At 73.1% G+C, this 17,632-nt stretch carries 4 protein-coding genes; all 4 read left to right on the forward strand.

Annotated elements, in window-relative coordinates; all coding sequences use genetic code 11:
• Window positions 1–203: 203 nt before the first annotated feature.
• On the forward strand, window positions 204–1,838 hold the full coding sequence (locus tag F9B16_RS01890; RefSeq protein ID WP_151538047.1) for a phospholipase D family protein: 1,635 nt from the start codon (window positions 204–206) through the stop codon (window positions 1,836–1,838).
• On the forward strand, window positions 1,835–11,806 hold the full coding sequence (locus tag F9B16_RS01895) for a hypothetical protein (protein WP_151538048.1): 9,972 nt from the start codon (window positions 1,835–1,837) through the stop codon (window positions 11,804–11,806). The genes F9B16_RS01890 and F9B16_RS01895 overlap by 4 nt, the downstream gene beginning before the upstream one ends.
• Before the next feature lie 61 nt (window positions 11,807–11,867).
• A complete protein-coding gene (locus F9B16_RS52300; RefSeq protein ID WP_225991253.1) occupies window positions 11,868–12,794 on the forward strand; it encodes a hypothetical protein in 927 nt (308 codons plus the stop codon).
• Window positions 12,795–12,898: 104 nt separating this feature from the next.
• On the forward strand, window positions 12,899–17,560 hold the full coding sequence (locus F9B16_RS01900; RefSeq protein WP_225991262.1) for a LamG domain-containing protein: 4,662 nt from the start codon (window positions 12,899–12,901) through the stop codon (window positions 17,558–17,560).
• The last annotated feature ends 72 nt before the right edge of the window (window positions 17,561–17,632 follow it).

Here is a 17,632-nt window from a genome sequence, read left to right on the forward strand (position 1 = left end):
CGTCAGGGCATGGTCTCCGTCCGGATCAGGCCGAACCATTGCCCGGGGCGAGGCTCTCGTGTGAAGGTTGCTTGACCGTTGACTTCACTTTCATGATTTTTCAGCTTGACCGCGATTCCCGACCAATGACCGGTCACCGCCTTCTGCCGCAAGAATGCTGAATCGTGTCGGGGAGTCGCACATATAGCCTCGGGGGCTTTCTGGTGGCCGATATCGACGCGCTGCTGAAGAAGTACTTCGTCCAGCCCGAAGACACCGTTCCGCCTTCGCAGCCGCTCCCCGCGACGTTCAAGGGCTGCGAGGTCACCCCGCTGATCGACGGCACCACCTACTTCGACGAGCTGAAGAAGCAGCTCGCCAAGCTGGGCGTGGGGTCGCCGGCCGAGAACGCCCAGCAGTTCATCTACATCGCCGGCTGGGACCTCCACCTGATGGGCGGCAAGATCCTCCCGGCGCCCGGCTCGTCCGGCACCTACACGCCGCTGGTCGAGCTGGCGAAACCCTTCTCGCTCGACGGGCCCGCGCTCCCGGACCAGCTGAACGACCTGCTCAAGGCCAAGGCGAGGGCCGGAGTCGACGTCCGGATCCTGGGCTGGGCCTCGTTCGCGATCATGGCCGACAACTACGTCCAGAGCAAAGGGGTGGAGCACGGGCTGGCGAACATCCGCAACGTCAACCTCGCCACCCTGACCGCCGTCATGGACCTGCGCACCGAACCCAAGCTCGCCGAGAAGGCCTGGGTGAACATCCTGACCCACTCCGCGGGCTCCGCCCATACCAAATTGGTGGTCCTCGGCAGCAGCACCAGCGCCATGGGCTTCACGGGCGGGATCGACTTCGTGGGCGACCGCCACGGCTCCCAGCCGCACCCCGCCAAGCAGTGGCACGACGTGCAGGCGAAGGTCGAGGGCCCGGCGGTGCAGGCGATGTTCGACTTCTTCCGCGCCATGTGGAACGAGGTCAGGGGCCGGAAGGTGAAGCCCTTCCGCGTCGGCTTCGCCGGTCTCGACAGCCACACGCCCGGCTCCCCGGAGCTGGCGCCGCGCACCCTGGTGACCCCGTCGCAGGCCAAGCACCACGTCCAGTCCCTGCGCACCCTGCCGCAGTTCAACTACAAGAGCAGCAACCGGCTGCCCGAGAACGACAAGATCTCGTTCGCGCCGTCCGGCGTGTTCGAGGTCCGCACCGCCTGGCTCAAGGCGATCAAGGCCGCCGACCGCTACATCTACATCGAGGACCAGGGGTTCTGGTCGATCGAGCTGATGAGCAGGCTGCACGACGCCGTCCAGGCCAAGCCCGACCTCAAGGTGATCCTGGTGGTCGGGGTCGCCGACCCGAACGACCCGGTCTTCCCGCCGTACGGTCTGGTCGCGCTGACCCAGGGCCTGCTGAAGGGGCTGACACCCGCGCAGCGCGGCCAGGTGGCGATGTTCACCCGCAACGTGATCGTCCATACCAAGTCCACCATCGTGGACGACCACTGGGCGATCATCGGGTCGGCCAACGCCTTCCGGCGCAGCCTCTACACCGACATCGAGCACTCGGTGGCCGTCCTCGACGAGGAGGACTCGCTGGTGCAGGTGTACCGGGTGGAGCTCTGGAGCGACTCGTTCGAGCTCCCCTTTGCCGACCAGCCGCTGATCGTCAATATCGACAAGGCGCTCAACGTCTGGAACCCCGCCTGGGGGACCCCCGGCAGCGGGGTCACCCTGCCCGCCGGCATCAAACCCGTGGTCCTGCCCACCGCGGAGAAGACGCTCACCGCGAACGAGCAGGAGAGATACGACATGTTCGCGGACGTCGACTCGCGCGACGAGTGGGGAGCGTGCTCGACATGACGATGTTCATCACCCTCAAGGACTACCTCGGCGAGAAGTGGCCGCCGTTCCTGCCCAAGCCTCCCGACCCCGCCGTCCTCTCCCACATCTGGATCGAGCCGCCGCAGTCGACGGAGGAGCCCGGCAAGGTCAACCTGCTGACCCGCCTGCTCCTGGAGCAGGACCTCGTCCTGGCGCTGCCCGGGATCGACGCGGTGAGCGTGGTGCTGCAGCGCGACACGAGCGGCTCCCCCGACTCCGAGGGCATCGGGCTGGAGCTCGACTTCGTCCCGAACACGGTGCTGCGCGTGACCGACGCGCCCGTGGCGCTGCGGTTCGCCCCGGCGCTGCTGCGCCCCATGCGCAAGGTGAGCACCGGCGGCGACGCCCGCTACGAGCCCGACCCCGGACGCCCGTTCGTCGAGTTCGCGGTGCCGAAGCTCAGCGGGACGGCCAGCAAGGACGGCCTCCAGTCCGACACGCCGCTCAACCTCGCGCTCCCCTACCCGGTGCAGATCGCCGGCACCGGAGTGGTGATCGACAGCGCGACGGTCGGCTTCCACCAGGCGGGCGGCAAGGTGTGCCTGGTGCTGCAGTGGAAGGAGGGCGCGCTCAGCAGGCTGCTCGGCCAGTTCGTCCCCAACCTGGGCGACCGCAGCCCGGCGGGCGAGCAGGACGTGACGCTGCGCCTGATCATCGGCTCCGGCGGCCTCGAAGAGGCGCGCCTGGACTGGCAGGCCGCCGCGTCCGGCGCCTCGTTCGCGCTCCCCGGACTCAGCGTGGGCGTCCCGGCGTCCAGCCGCTTCTCGCTGCTGCTGATGCGCCAGGGCGCGGGCCTCGGCCGCGCGGCCTTCGTCGTCACCCTGCCCGGAACCGACCCGGTGACGGCGGGCAGCACGTTCGCGTGGGGCCGCGACGGCGACCGCGAGCTGCACAACGACGAGCCGCCCCAGCCGCCCGACAAGCCCCTGTTCGCCGTCTCCCTCAAACCGGCGGACGGCCCGCGCAGCCTGGTGCTGCTTGACGTCGCGCTCGGCACGCCGAAGCTGCCCGGCTTCTTCCAGCAGCTCACCACGCCGATCCCGCCGCTCGACCTCAACGACCCCGCGTCCCTGTGCAAGCCGGTGGTCTTCGACCCGGCCGACCTCGGGACGGGCTGGACCGCGCAGCTGAGCGTCAACCTCGACGCGGGCGGCGGGTTCACCCTGCCCTTCCTCAAGCAGGGCCAGGGCGGCGACTCGCAGTTCCTGCAGCTCTACACCACCACGCCGCTCACCAAGCTGCCGATCACGCTGCCGCAGGGCGAGGTGAGCTTCGACATCGGCGTGCGGGTGCGCGTCTTCAGCATCGGCTTCGACCTGCTGTGCCGGCTGACGTTCGACCTGGCCACCTTCGCCCTCAAGGTCGACCACGACCAGGGCATCCAGCTGCGCTCGACGGAGGCGGAGCGCCAGTTCCCCGACCTGTTCGGGATGCGCTGGCGGTTCCGGGGCAAGGACCTGGGCGACAAGACCTTCCACTACTTCACCCTCGCCACCAAGGACTACCACTACCAGCTCCAGCAGCCGGACGGCGCGGTGCTGGAGCTGGACTTCACCCGTGCCAGCGAGGAGCCGATCACCTTCAGCGTGCGGGACTTCGCCCTCACGCCCAAGGGCGTCAACCTCGCCGCCACCGTCACCGACCGTCCGGCCCGACTGAACGGCCTGCGCACGCGGTTCCGCTTCACCGACAGCGGCTTCGTCATCCGCGAGAACCGGATCGCCGACTTCTCCCTCGCCGGCTCCGGTCCGCTGCCGCCCGACCTTGTGGGCGACGCGACCGCCGACATCGCCCTGCAGTTCGCCCAGCGCGACGGCGGCAACCTGACCCTCGTGCAGGGCGCCGCGAACCTGCGCGGCGTCAAGCTGCTGGATTGCAAGGGCACGCGCTTCCAGTTCTCGGTGGACGCGCTCGGCCTGCGGTTCGTCGACGACGGCGCCTTCCACCTGTACTTCACCATCACCGGGTCCGCCCAGTTCGTGCTGGCGCCGGGCGATGACGCCGACGGGCCGCTGGGCCTGCTCGGCAAGATACGCATCGACCTCGTGCAGTGCCCGCTCACCGGCGACGCAAAGGTGATCGCCGAGCATGTGAAGTTCCTGGTCGAGCTGCCCAAGCCGGTCACGTTCAGCTTCCTCGGCTGCTTCGAGATGGAGCTGCGCGCGATCGGCTTCGTCCCGCAGTGCGAGTTCTTCGACGGCGACGGGGCCATGCAGGTGACCGGCCAGCTGAAGTTCGCGCAGGGCCCCGGCGACACGCCGGACTCGCGGCCCGACTACCACGAGCTGTTCATCGGCCTCCCGGCGCCGGGCGAGCTCGTCCCGCGCATCCACTTCACGCGCCTGCCGGTGAACCTCGCCATCGGCGCGGCGTTCCGGCTCAGCGGCGTGGTCGACTTCGTGGACGAGCCCGACCAGACGGGGCTGGTCGGCGAGGGCGTGGTGCAGATCCACGGCCTGCCCACCATCGCGGCCAGCTTCGGGTTCCTGCGCGTGCGCCGCGGCCCCGGCTCGCCCTGGCTGCGGGCCTGGTTCCTCTACCTGGAGATCCGCCAGGTCAGCTTCATGATCCCGGTCGTCCAGATCTACCTGCGCGAGATCGGGATGGGCTTCGGCTACCGCTTCACCATCGCGTCGATCAAGGCCGCCGACGCCGAGAACGACGTGAAGAAGCTGCTGAAGACCCTGGAGGGCCTCTCGCGCACCCAGGGGGACCTGTCCAAGCGCGACCGCTGGGCGGTGGACCTGGAGGACGCGGGAGAGGACCCGCGCTGGACGATCGTGCTGCGCGCGATGATCTCGCAGACCTCCGCCTCGGCGTCGCCGCTGCGCTACGAGGCGTTCGCCGAGGCCGACCTCGCCTGCGTCTTCCTCGTCGACGCGATCATCGCGTTCCGCAGCGACCTGACCTTCTTCATGGCGGTGCGCGGCTGGTTCAACACCAACTACGCCGACTACGTCGACAACAAGGAGGGCGCCCGCGAGAACCCCATCCTCAGCGGCTTCGTGCTGCTCTCGCCGCGCCAGAAGCGCTTCCTGGCCCACATCTCCAAGCCGGAGGGCGGCAAGCCGGGCGTCCACCCGCCGCTGCCCGACTTCGTCCGGGACGCGATCGCCGGCAGCCGCTTCTCCGCCACCCTGCTGATCGAGCCGGGCCTGTTCCACTACGAGCTGGGCTGGCCCAACATGCTGCGCTGGCACACCACGCTCGGTCCGCTGGCCGTCGAGGTCGAGGGCGGGTTCATCTTCCGCGTCTCCACCACCGAGATGGTGCTCGGCACCAGCTTCCTCGCCCGCGGACGGCTCGACCTCAGCGCCGGCGTGGACCTCGGGCTCGTCGGCATGCGGATCACCGCCACCGCGCGGGTGGCCTTCGGGGCGCGCTACATCGGCGTGGTCGACTTCCGCGACCCGCTGAACGACTCGGCCGTCTACGGCGCGATCGGGCTGGAGGTGCAGGTCTCCTTCGCCATCGAGTTCTGGATCAAGATCCCGCTGGTGTTCACCACCATCCGGCTGTCGTTCGGCTTCAGCCTGGAGATCACCTTCAGCGCGGGCCTGGAGATCGGCGTCAAGGGGCTGAGCATTCCCGGCGTGCGCGGCACCGGCACCGTCGGCGTCTCCTGCTGCGGCCACAGCCTGCAGGCCACCGTCAAGATCGCCTTCGAGGAGGGGAACGTCGAGGCGGCCCTCGACCGGACGAGGCAGTTCCTGTCCCTGGGGCTGGAGGCCACCGAGGTCGAGCCGGTACCGGGCACCGGCGGCGCGCTGGACGCCGCGCCGCGGTTCACGTCCGCGCTGGGCGCGCGCCGTGCCGCCCTGCCGCCGCGCGCCCTGGCGGCCGTGATCGGCGAGCGGGCGGCCGCACCGGTTCCCGATGTGTTCCACGTGCCCGGCTACGTCCTGTTCGTTCTGCGGGACGCGCCGAGCTGGGACGCCGACCACCAGATCTACTTCGTCCTGCTGCCGCAGGCCGAACGGCTGCACCGGGACGCGCAGGGACGGCTGGTCCCGGACGAGGACGGCTTCCCGATCACCGAGCCCGAGCTCGGATTCCTGCCGCCACCGCCCGCCGACGGCACCACGGTCGCCAAGGACTTCTCGCTGCGCGTCCCGAAGCCGGCGGCCGGAGAGAGCTACACCCTGCGGCACTTCGAGCCCCTGCCCACGCCCCAGTTCGTCGACGTGACCAGCGCGGTCACCGCCGGCGCCCCGATCACCTGGGCGGTGAACTGGGCCGCACGGATGTACACCGGCGGCTCGGCCGAGCGCCGCGTGGTGAACCCGACCACCGGCCAGGCGAGCGACCCCGCCCCCTTGCAGGACGGGCTCAGCCTGGCCCAGCACCTCGGCAACGCCTTCAAGCAGACCTACACCGGCGCGGGGGACACCGCGGTCGCGCACCCGGTCGGCGATCCCGGTGCGCTGCCCGGCTACCGCCCGCCCGTCAGCGACCCGCGCGTGCAGAACCCGTCCGACAGCTCCTTCGAGGCGGCCGTCCGCGGAGCGTACGAGCAGTTCCGCGGCTCGCCCTTCCTCAAGCGCGACCCGCAGGAGCTCTACGAGCAGCTGCTGGAGGCCGCGTTCGACCCGAGCACGACGATCTACGCCGCCGACGGCGCCGCGCAGGACGGCGGCGACCCCGGCACGGTCGGCGCCGTCCAGGCCGACCAGCAGGCCCACCAGCTGCGCGGCGTGATCATCCACGACATCATCGCCGACCTGCGCGCCTTCCACGCCGAGCCCGACCCGGCCAGGCGCGCCGCGCTGGCCGCCGGGTCGCTGGCCTTCCAGATGGGCCTGGTGTTCGCGGTGCGCACCGCCGACGGCCGCCGTCCCGCCTGGCTCGACCAGGTGGCCACCGGCCTGGACGCCCAGCCGTCCATCAGCCAGCGCGAACGGCCCGACGCCACCGGCCCCGGCGCCGCCGGCCAGGACGTGCGGTCCTTCAACGTCGCCCAGACACGGTTCGACCTGTTCCCGCCCGAGTTCCAGCAGGTGCGGCAGTACAGCGACGCGAGCACCATCGCCCTGGCCTGGGACCTGAGCTGGCAGCGCCAGGCACCGCCGGGGGTCAGCCGCGTCCAGAACGACCCCGACCACCACCTGGCCCACTACCTGGTGCGCCGGCGCGCCCTGGACGGTGACGAGGCCGAGCGCACCACCACGGTGAAACCGGTCAAGGTGCTGCACCGCCACACCACCGACGTCGCCGCGGCCGGCCAGGTCACGCCGACCGACACCCTGTCGCAGCTCCAACCGCGCTTCCAGGTGGTCGACCACTTCCCCGACACCGCCGCCGACCGCGCCGCGCTGCCGCGCGAGGGACGCGGCTACGTCTACACCATCACGCCGGTCGACTTCGCCGGCAACGCCGGACGCCCGCTGACCCTCATCGCGACCCGCTACCCGTCCACGCCCCCGGCAGTGCCGGTGGACGGCGACCTCACCGTCAGCTACAGCATCGCCCCGTCCGACCTGGCGCCGACCGGCGCGGTGACCCCGCAGGTGATGGAGCCGCGCCAGGTCCACGTCGAGTGGAGCGAGGCGGCCCGCCAGGACGGTCCGGCGGTGCCGATCCGCACCTACCGGCTGGTCTTCCGCCGCGAGAGCACCGTCCCGATCGGCTCCTACGGCCTGGACAGCACCACCCAGCGCGGCCGCACCGCCGGGCTGCCCACCTCCAACGCCCGGCCGCTGCCCACCGACATCAAGATCGACCTCGACCATGTCTTCGGGCCGCCCGGTGCGCGCGCGGCGGTGGTCCCGGTCGCCGCGCTGCGGGACGCGGGCGTGCTGCCCGACGGCGCCTGGCGTCCCGAGGCGTGGCGGGTGTTCTTCCAGACGATCTGCGACCGGGACGTGCCGTCGGCCCTGGCGCCGGTGCAGCTCCTGCTCGCCGCCGAAGCGGTCGCCGCGCCGCCCGCCACGCCCGCGCCGACCGACCGCGTCGAGCACTCGGGCAACCCGCGCGAGGAACGCCGCCCGGCCGAGCTGGAGTGGCTGCCGCGCCCGACCGGCTTCGCGGTGGTCCGGCCCGAGGACGAGCGCGCCGAGCCCGGCCTGGCGCACGCGCCCATGCCGCTGCCCGGTACGGCGGACGGCGGCCCGCCGCCGTTCGTGTTCACCGGCGACATCGGCGCGGGCGTCGGGTTCCGGCCGCATCCCCTGGGCATCCGGGCGATCCGGTTCCGCTGGAACCAGGGACCGAGCGGCGACGCCGCCTACCCCCTGGAGCTGAACGCCGGGTACCGGCTGTACGAGCTGGACATCGACGCGGCCACCACCGACACCTTCGCCAGCGCCGCCCGGCTCGGCGCGGAGCTGCGGCTGCGGCAAGAGGTCCAGATGCTCCCGGCCGGCGACCTGCCGCTGGTGCCCGGCGACACGCTCGACACCAGCCAGTGGGAGGCGTGGTACCCCGGGGCCGTCCAGCGGCGCCGCCCGCCCGACCCGTCCGCCCAGGGCGTGCGGGACGAGCGCGGTCCCTGGTACTCCTGGCAGGACTCCTACCTCGAATGGCCCGAATGGCCGGGCGTCACCCAGCCCGGCGGCAAGCGCGAAACGCCGCTGCATCCGCTGCTGGAACGCCTGGTGGAGCGACTGCGCGCGCTGCGCCCCGGCAGCGTCACCGACCCGCGGGGCCGGGTCGCCGACGGCTACGCCGCCGCCCTGCAGCTCAGCCCGCCGACACTGCCGAACGACCTGGCCGGTTTCCTGGCCAGTTGCCCGCCGGGCGCCGACCGCTACGGCTGGGGCGCGCTGCAACGTCTCGGACTGTCGGTGACCTTCAGCCTCCACGACCCCGACACCGGCGCCGTGCTCGGCCCGAAGCTGCTGGAACTGCTCAAGGAACTCTTCGCACGCCTGGAGAGCACCCCCGCCGACCCCGACGCCGCGGCCTTCGCCGCGCTGCGCCGGCATCTGCACGTCGAGCTGCTGTTCCAGCCCGGACGCAGCATCCAGCTCGGCGAACGTCCGGCCGCGGGCGACGACCTGCTGGCGCTCGTCCAGATCAGCCTGCGGCCGGCCGTGCGTCAACGGCTGCGCTACCGCGCCGTCACCCTCACCGGACGCTCCAACGCCGACATCGAGGTGCGCCTCACCCTCTCCGCGCCGTGCAGCCTGGTCATCCGGCCCGACGGCGGCGCCGGGCAGCAGGAGCTCGAACCGCGGCCCGCGCCGATCGCCCGCACGATCCGGCTGCCGCTCAACGGCGAGGCGGCCCTGCTGCTGCGCGGCGCCACGCTGCCCGCGACGGTCGAGGTCCGTCCGCAGGCCCGGCTGACCACCGATCCCGCGCCGTTCGACCCGGCGATCGCGCCGCTGCTGGACTACGACCCCGGCCGCAAGCTGCTCAGCGCCCGCACCCTGCTCAGCGCCGACCAGCTGGCGCTGCTGCGCCCCTCGCTCGCCGCCGCCGACCTGCCGGCGGCGGAGAACCTGGCCGGGACGGTCCGGACCGAGGACTTCGGCCCGGCCGACGAGCGCACCCACCACTTCACCGTCGCGACCGGCGCGCTGGCCGCCGCGTTCGCCGGGCCGGGCGACGGCGTCCCCGAGCACGTCCAGTGGATGCGGCTCAAGTACTACCTGGAGACGTTGAACAGCAACGACCCCAAGGTGCCCGATTCGGGCAAGGTCACCCTCCCCGCCGACGCGGCCGGGATCGCCAAGGCGCTGCCCGACGTCCTCGCCTGGACGGCGCGGTTCTTCGACGCGAGCGGCGCGGTGAACGTGGGACCGGACGGCCTCGGCGCGACCGGCGCCGGTCCCTGGACCGCCACGGCCTACCCGCGCGCCGGTTCGCCCGCGCCGGCCACGCCCGGCGCCGACGGGCGCCTGACCTACACGCAGCTGATCGAGGACCGCTGGGCGCACACGCTGCGCTACTACCTCCAGCCGTACGGCCGCTACGACCTGCTGTGGCAGAGCCTGCGCCGCTCCCCCACGCTGTTCCCCGGCCGCGCGGCCGCCGAGGCCGACACCCCTGCCGTGCAGGTGGATCCCGACGCGGGCGGGCTGGACGTGGTGCTGGACCGAACGCAGGCCGTCGACGCCCCGCTCGTCCTCGGCTCGCGGCGGCTGGACGAGCCGGCCACCCCGGCGCGTCCGCCCGCACCCGGCGCGATCTGGGAGGTGATCGTCGCCCAGCACCACGAGCAGACCCTGGCCGAACGCAACCAGACCCTGGTCCGCCGGCTCTCGTTCCGGCAGGTCGCCTTCACCCTGCTGCGCCGCTTCGGCTACTCCGACTGGTACGCGTGGGTGCGCGGCTTCGCCAAGGAGCACCAGCGCGAGCTTCCCGTCCGCCTGGTCGAGGACGCCTACCCGCCCGTCCCGGACGCGCTGCCGGGCGCGCCGGACCATCTCGTCCTGGACGGCACGACGGACCAGGACGAGCTGCGCGGCCTCGACCTGCCCGAGCGCGTCGGCGACTTCTCCCAAGGCGTCCTCGCCCTCCAATGGCGGGCCCTGCCGTTCTACTACGAGCACCGCCTGCTGGTGATCGCCCAGACCGACGGCACCGTGTCGCCGGTCAACGGCGTCACCCAGCGCGACCTGACCTACCGCTCGCCACTGCCGAGCGCCACTGTCAGCGGAACGGACATCGTGTGGCACCGGCTGCCGCCGTTCCCGCCCCCGCTCCGCGCCGACGGCATGTTCCAGCAGGACACCCGCGTCCGCACCATCACGATCCCGCTGCGCCGGTTCTGGGACAGCCTGCCCGACGAGGCCCAGCGGCGCTGGCCCGCCGAGGCGCCCGACGCCGCGGGCGGCGCCGCCACCGCGCGCAAGCCGGGCGCCCTGCCCGACCCCGAGGTGGTCTACCAGATCGTCGAGTTGTTCAGCGGCAACATCGAGGTGCAGGCCGAGTGCTTCTACGACCCGGTCGCGCAGAGGTTCACCCACCGCCAGCTCGGCAAGCACTTCCTGGTGGCGCAGACGACGCTCGCGCCTCCGGCCGGCGCGCTCGGCGACTTCCCGCTGGCGGTCGATCTCGTCCAGGTGAGCGAGGAGCAGCTGAGCACCGGCTATGACACCGGCGGCCTGCCACTCGACACGCGCAACCGGGTCGCCATCGACGCGCACGGACGGCTGCTGCTCGCCGGAGTGATGACCAGGGGCGACCGCGACGCCCTGGTCCGGCTGATGCGCGCACCGGACGCGGCCAAGATCCGGAACCTGTTCGACAGGTGGTACACCACCGAGCCGGTCAGCGCCCCCGCCGCGAACCTGCCCGACCGGCTCCGGGCGCTCATCGACTTCCTGCCCGCGCCGGCCCTGACCCTGGTATGGCAGGGCCCCTCGGACGCGGCCGCCGCGGACCTGCGGCGGCTCCCCGGCGACAGCGCCTTCACCGGCGCGATCGCGCAGATCATCACCCAGGCCACCGGTGCGGCCCCGGACGCCGTCACTCGCGTGGAGATCCCCGCCGGACCCGAGCAGATCCCGGACGAGCTCCAGAACAAGGTGGCGCTCGCCCGCGACGCGTCCGGAACCCGGTACACCGGCATCACCTGGACCGGCGCGATGAGCGGCGACGACATCGCCGCGCTGCGCCGCTGGGCCCGCTTCCCCGAGTTCGCGGACGCCGTCGAGAAGCTGATCACGGCCGTACACGACGCGAGCACGGGCACTCCGCCGCCGTCGGTCACCGTCCCGTTCGCCGTCGCCGTCCGTCCCGTCCAGGGTGGGCTCAGCGGCGCCCTGGCCGACAAGCTGCTGCTCGGCGCGGTGCTGATGCGTTACCACGGCATGATGCGCGCCGACGATCCGGCCGCGCTGGCGGCGTCCTATCCGGGACGTCCCGACCAGCTCGCCCTCCGGCGGCTGCACCGCACCAGCCAGGGCAGCGGCATGCGCGGCCGGTCCCTGGTGATCCGGGCCCGGCGCGGCAGCGCCGCGCCGAGCGACCCGCGACCGATCGATCCGACCGACCTGTGACGGCCCTTTCACGGCCGGAACCGGCGGTGCCCGCCGGCCACGAGCGGACCAGGAGGAGCAGATGGCGAAACTTCCCGACCTGCCGAAGGTGAGGATCGCGGGCCCCTTCTGGACGGCCGAGGCCGACGTGATCCGGCTGGCCGACCCGGCCACGAACTTCGCCTTCCGCACCCTGTTCGCGGACACCACACCCCGCAAGGCGGCAGGCGAGAACAACGTGCTGCTGCCGGGCTCCCTGCTGGCACTGGTCTACGTCACCAGCGTCACCATCAACCCGACCAACGGCGCGACACCGCAGTACGAGTGGACGCGCAGCGGCACCAAGCCCGACGGGCACCTCCCGCCCCAGGCGATCCGCGCGGCGATCAGCGCCGGCACCGCCGGCCTGCTGCTGCTTCAGGCCCCCGCCGACGGGTGGCCCACCGGCATCACCGGCAACCTGCCGGTCCTCACCTGCCTCGGCGGCGAGATCGTCCTCGACGCGATGACGCCCCAGGCCGGCGCCGTCCAGCGGCTGTACACCGCGCTGGGCCTGACCCCGGCGGCGATCGCGCAGCGGACCGGCCCCGCCCATCTGCTCGGCGGCCCTGGCCGTCCACTCCGGGGGGCTGTCGGCCTTCGGCCAGATCCGCCTGCTCTGGGACGGCGCACCGGTCAGTGCGGTGTTCCAGCTCGCCCGGATCGTCCCCGACCCGGCTCCGGCGACGGGGCCGGCGGTGCGCGGCTTCCGGATGACGATCGAGACCGAGCGGCTGACCGGCGCCGAGCAGGCGGCGCTCCTCACCTCCTGGCGGCGGCTCAACCGCTATCTCAACCCCGGCAACCCGCTGAACGGGCCGGGTCCAGCCGGTGCCCGCACCGCAATGGGCCACCCTCGAGCCCGCCGACCCGCTCACCGTCCCGCGCCTGTTCTGGGAGATCGCGCCCTGGCAGGAGCAGCCCGGCACGCGCCCGATCGGCTTCCCGGGCGAGACGTTCGGCCTGCTGAACGGGCAGTTCGACATCCTCACCGTCGCGTCCGACGACGCGCACCGCAACGTCACGCTCCAGCAGAGCAAGGGCCTGCTCGACTCGTCCAGCCTGGACGCCTGGCTGCGCACCGACGCCACCGACGACACCGGCGCCCCCGACCTGGCCACCCCGGCCGGGTCGCTCGGCCCCGCCCTGACCCACCTGGCCTTCACCCGCTCCGCCGACGGCCGCGCCCGGATCTACCTCAACGGGCGGCTCACGGCCGAGCACACCGTCGGCGGAAGCCTGTCCGCCTGGAACGACCGGTTCGAGCTGGCCCTCGGTGACGAGATCACCGGCGGACGGGCCTGGCTGGGCACCTACCGCATGGTCGCGCTCTACGACCGTGCCCTCACCGCCGAGGAGGTCGCCGCACGCTTCGCCTCGGGCCCGGCTTCCGCGCCGATGACGACCCGGGGCCAGGCCCTGGCGGCCGCGCTGACCTTCAACCTGATGGCTCCCGGGGCCGGGGCGGGGAGTTTCACGCTCGACGGCGCGAACCTGTTCGACGACCTCACCCTCGCCGTCACCCTTCCCGACGGCTCGCCCGCCGCCCTGGCCGGCGACACCACGCTCCAGTTCGGATGGAACGGCTACAGCGCCCCGCACCCGGACGGCCTCCAGTTCCTGCCCGGCATGCGCCTCGCCGACGCGGGGACGCCCGGGATGAGCCAACGCGCCGCCCCCGGCTTCGCCACGGTGACCTTCCGCGCCACCGCCCGGCCGGACGACGTGCCCCGACTCCCCCTCACCGGCGCCTTCGTCGAGGCCCTGCTCGTCGCCCACTGGGGCCGTTCGCTGCAGGATCCCGTCCCGAACCGGACCGCCGACGCGGCTCGGCTGTACGGCTCCTCGGCCGGCGACCTCGTGATCGGCTACACCTCGCGCCTGGACGCCGCGGAGTGGCAGGAGCGCTTCCTGCTCAACGGGATGCTCACCGCCACCGACCTCGTCTCCTGGCCGCAACAGCTCGGCTACGACGCGTCCAACGCGCGCATCACCCTGCCCGCGGCCCGCGCCGCCGGAGCCCCGCCCCTGACCCACCTGCGCCACACCATCCGGGTGCTGCTGAACCAGCACGAGCTGCCCGCCTCCATCCTCACCGGCGCGGACGGCCCGCTGCTGTTCACCTTCGCCCCGGGCCAAAGCTGGCAGCCCCTGGCCCTCGTCGAACACCAGCTGGTCGAGGTGACCCCGGCGGCCGACGGGAGCGGCGGGACCCTCGGCCGCGAGACCCGCTGGACGTCCGTCCAGGAGGTGCGGCTGCTCGCGCCCCAGCGCGCCGCTCAGTTCCTGCGGGGCCTGACCGGCCTCCAGACCACCGACCCCGTCACCGGCATCAGCCCGCTCGGCGGCGTCAGCGGCGGCTACCTGGCCGCCGGCCTGTCGGCGCTGCTGGCCGACCCGGGCGCGGCGCTCGACGCGCTGCCCCGCGACACGCTGCTCATCGAGGCGAGCGGACACCACCTGGTCGGGCTCGTGCCCGCCCCCGACAGCACGGCCACGACCCTGCAGCACCTCCCGACCGGCAGCCAGGGCGCCCTGCTCAGCAGCCCGGCGGACTACGCGCCCGGCGACCCGGCCGACCCGCGCTGGCTGCTGCTGACCATGCCGTTCCTGGGACGCCTGCAGGACACCTCCCGCGACCTGGCCCAGCCGCCCGCCGGGCAGCAGCCGAGCCCGCTGCAGACCGACCCGCTGCTGCTCATCTCGCGCCTGCGCGCCGGCGCCCCCACCACCGCCCTGCCCGCCCTGGCCCTCGCCCTGTGCGGCTGGGCCGACAGCACGCCGCTGCCCATCACCCTTGCCGGCCTGGACACCGCGGTCGGCCGCGGCTTCGCCCGGCTGGACCCGCCGGCCCTGGAGGAGAGCTGGTTCCGCGCGCAGAACCCGCCCCCCGAACCGCAGGACGACCTGCTCCAGAGCGTCCTCGCGGCGCTGCCCGAGACCCCGGCCCGGCTCAGCCGCCCGGCCGCCCTGCGCCAGGCCTTCGACCCGCGCCGTCCCTTCTACCCGCCCCGGCCGTCCGGTCTGCCGGACCTGCCCGGACCCTCGCCGTACGCGGACCCGGTCTGGCGCGAGGACGAGCTGCTGCTGACCCAGTCGGTGAGCACCCTGACGCCCACCGGCAAGCCGCCCTACGGCTGGGCGCTGGCCGCGGCGCTCATCGCGAGCAGCGGACTGCTCGCCCAGGCTCCCGCCGACGGGCCTCGCCGCTATCCCGCGGCCACGCTCATCCCCGCCCCGCTCTCGCTCGACGGCGCCGCCAACCCGCGTCCGCTGAACATCGTGGTCAGCCCGTACCTGGGGCTTCAGTGGCGTCCGGCCCCGACGGTCCCGGCGGACGGGCCGTCTCCGCTGGCGCCTCGGCTTCTGGTGGCTGAGCTGCTCTGCCTGGCACCCGGGACCGCACGGCTGCAGCCGGTGGCGAGCCGCATGTGGAGCGTCCAGCCCGACAACCCCGACCTGGCCGACGAGAGCCACCTGCGCGCCCAGGCCCAGAGCTGGGCCGCGCAGTCGCAGCGCCTGCTGGCGCCGGAGTCGCCGATCGCGGTGCTGCGCTACCGGATCATCAGCGACAACACCCGCCCCGACAACCTGGGAGAGGCGGCCCTGACCACCGGCTACGCCTTCGCCCTGGTCCCGGTGACGAGCGCGTCGCCGCTGGCGAAGCGGTTGTTCCGCATCCGTCCCGCCCTCGCGGCCCTGCGCTACCGCGAGGGTCAGTGCAACATCGCGGCGCTGCCCGCCGGCGCCCGCGACTTCGAGCTCGCACCGCCGCAGACGGTCGGGGTGCAGCCGCTCTACCTCACCCAGCGCCCTCGCACCGACCTGCCTGCGTGGCCCTGGGGTCTGAGCGCCCTGCGCGTCGGCGTCCGCTACACCAAGGACGAGCAGGGGGCCATCGGCACGGCCGCCCCAGGCGCGGCAGGCCAGACGCTCTGGTGGCAGACCGTCCAGCGGACGGTGCAGTTCCGCTCCGCGCTGCACACCGACCGGCCTACCGGCGGCCTGCCGCGCCGCTTCCGGGCGCCCGCCGTCCGGAGTCTGCTCCCCGCACCGCCCGACCCGCCCTTGCCCGCGCTGACCGGAGATCTGTTCGACCAGCCTCCCCTCGCTTCGCCGGGCGCTCCGGACGACCCGGCGCTGGACCGTTGGCAGCCCGTCCTGCCCGGCGGGCTGCGCTACCTGGTGACCGGCATCCGCCCCGGTGTCTTCGTGACGCTGCGCAACCAGCTCCTGCGCCAGAGCGGCATCGTCCTGACCGGCGAGCACGTGCGTCCGCGCGGCCTCGGCATGCTGTCCGGCGGGCTGCCGGTACAGCACCGCGCGCCGCGTCCGGTACCGCTGCCCGCCAACGTCGACGGACGGCAGACGGTCGCGCTGCGCACCTGGGCCGGCCACTTCGACCCCGACCAGCTCGCGCTGGTCACGCCGTCGCCCGCCGACGAGGCGTTCCGCGCCTCCTTCTCCGACCCGCCGGACAAACCGACCTACCGGCAGACCGCCCAGCGCCTTCGGATGCAGCTGGCCGCGGGCGAGCGCCACACCCTCGACGTGGCGTGGGACGGCGTCCTGACCTTCATCTACCGGATCGACGGCAGCGTCCCCCTGGTCGGCGGGCAGCAGCCGGAGACCCCGGCGTGCGGCATCCGCGACTGGATCCTGACCCTGGAACTCGTCGCCGCCGGACAGGTCACGGCCCTCCAGGACATCACCACCCCGGCCCTCGTCCTCACTCCGTCACTGCGCGCCCAGCTCACGGCGGTCGGCGTGGCCGTGCCGGACGCCGACACCATCGACACGACAAAGTTCTCGATCCGCCAGTTCGCCCTCCCGGGCGACCCTGGCGCCCGCGCCGCCCGAGCCCGCCAGCTGATCGCGGCCCTGCCCTCTGGCGCTTCCGTCCTCGCGCGCGCCACCGCGCAGTTCGCCCCGCACCAGCCCGGCGCCGAGGGGTACCACGACGGCTACGGCCACGAGCTGCGCTTCCCGCTCCGCGTGGCCGACCCGAACGCGCCGTCCCTGCCCCTGGTCCCGCGCCACGTCCATTTCGAGGACCCCGAATACAACCGGCGCCTCGCCTCCCCGTCCGCCCACGCCGGCGTGTCGGTGCAGTTCCCTGGACCCGGCACCAGCCCGCAGCGCGCCCTCACGCTCTCCGCCGAGCGGCGCGAGTGCAACGCGACGAGCACGCTGGCCCTGCGTTTCGACTGGGACGAACCGCCCCCCGGCACCCCGGACGTCACGCTGACGCTCCAGAAGATCGACCTGGACCAGACCCCGCGCGACCTGACCGCCCTGAACCCCGCAGGTGCCCTCGTCCCCGGGAAGCTCTACCAGCTCTCGCTTGCCGCGATCCAGGATCTGAACGGCCCCTTCAGCCCGGGCGAGCGGCTACGACTCGTCCTGCACGTCGACTCGGGACCGGTCGAACCAGCCGCGGTGCGGCTCGACATCACCATCGTCGAGGCGCCGGTCATCCCCGCGCCCGAAGCGGCCTACGCCCTCCTGCGCAGGCAGAAGACCGGCGACCGCGCCTACGTCGAATGCGTCCGCTTCGCCTGGGCCCCCGAAGCCCAGCGCGTCGAACTCGTCAACCCGGCCGACCTCCGCACGGAAGTGGTCCGCCGCCGCGCCGTCTTCCACCTCACCGACTCCGCCCGCCCCACCCGCGACCCGCAGTACACCCTCCAGAAACTCACCCCGTCCGGCTCGACCCACATCCCCCCGGCCACCTGACCACCTGACCACCGCCCGCAGTCACCCGCCCCGACCCCCACGACGCCCGGTCTGTGCGCGTGGCATCTGCTG

The organism is Actinomadura montaniterrae (genome assembly GCF_008923365.1).
Lineage (GTDB): Bacteria > Actinomycetota > Actinomycetes > Streptosporangiales > Streptosporangiaceae > Spirillospora > Spirillospora montaniterrae.

Coding starts and splice junctions, on each gene's coding strand:
- F9B16_RS52300 (WP_225991253.1), top strand. CDS start 11,868: ATGGCGAAACTTCCCGACCTGCCGAAGGTGAGGATCGCGGGCCCCTTC.
- F9B16_RS01895 (WP_151538048.1), top strand. CDS start 1,835: ATGACGATGTTCATCACCCTCAAGGACTACCTCGGCGAGAAGTGGCCG.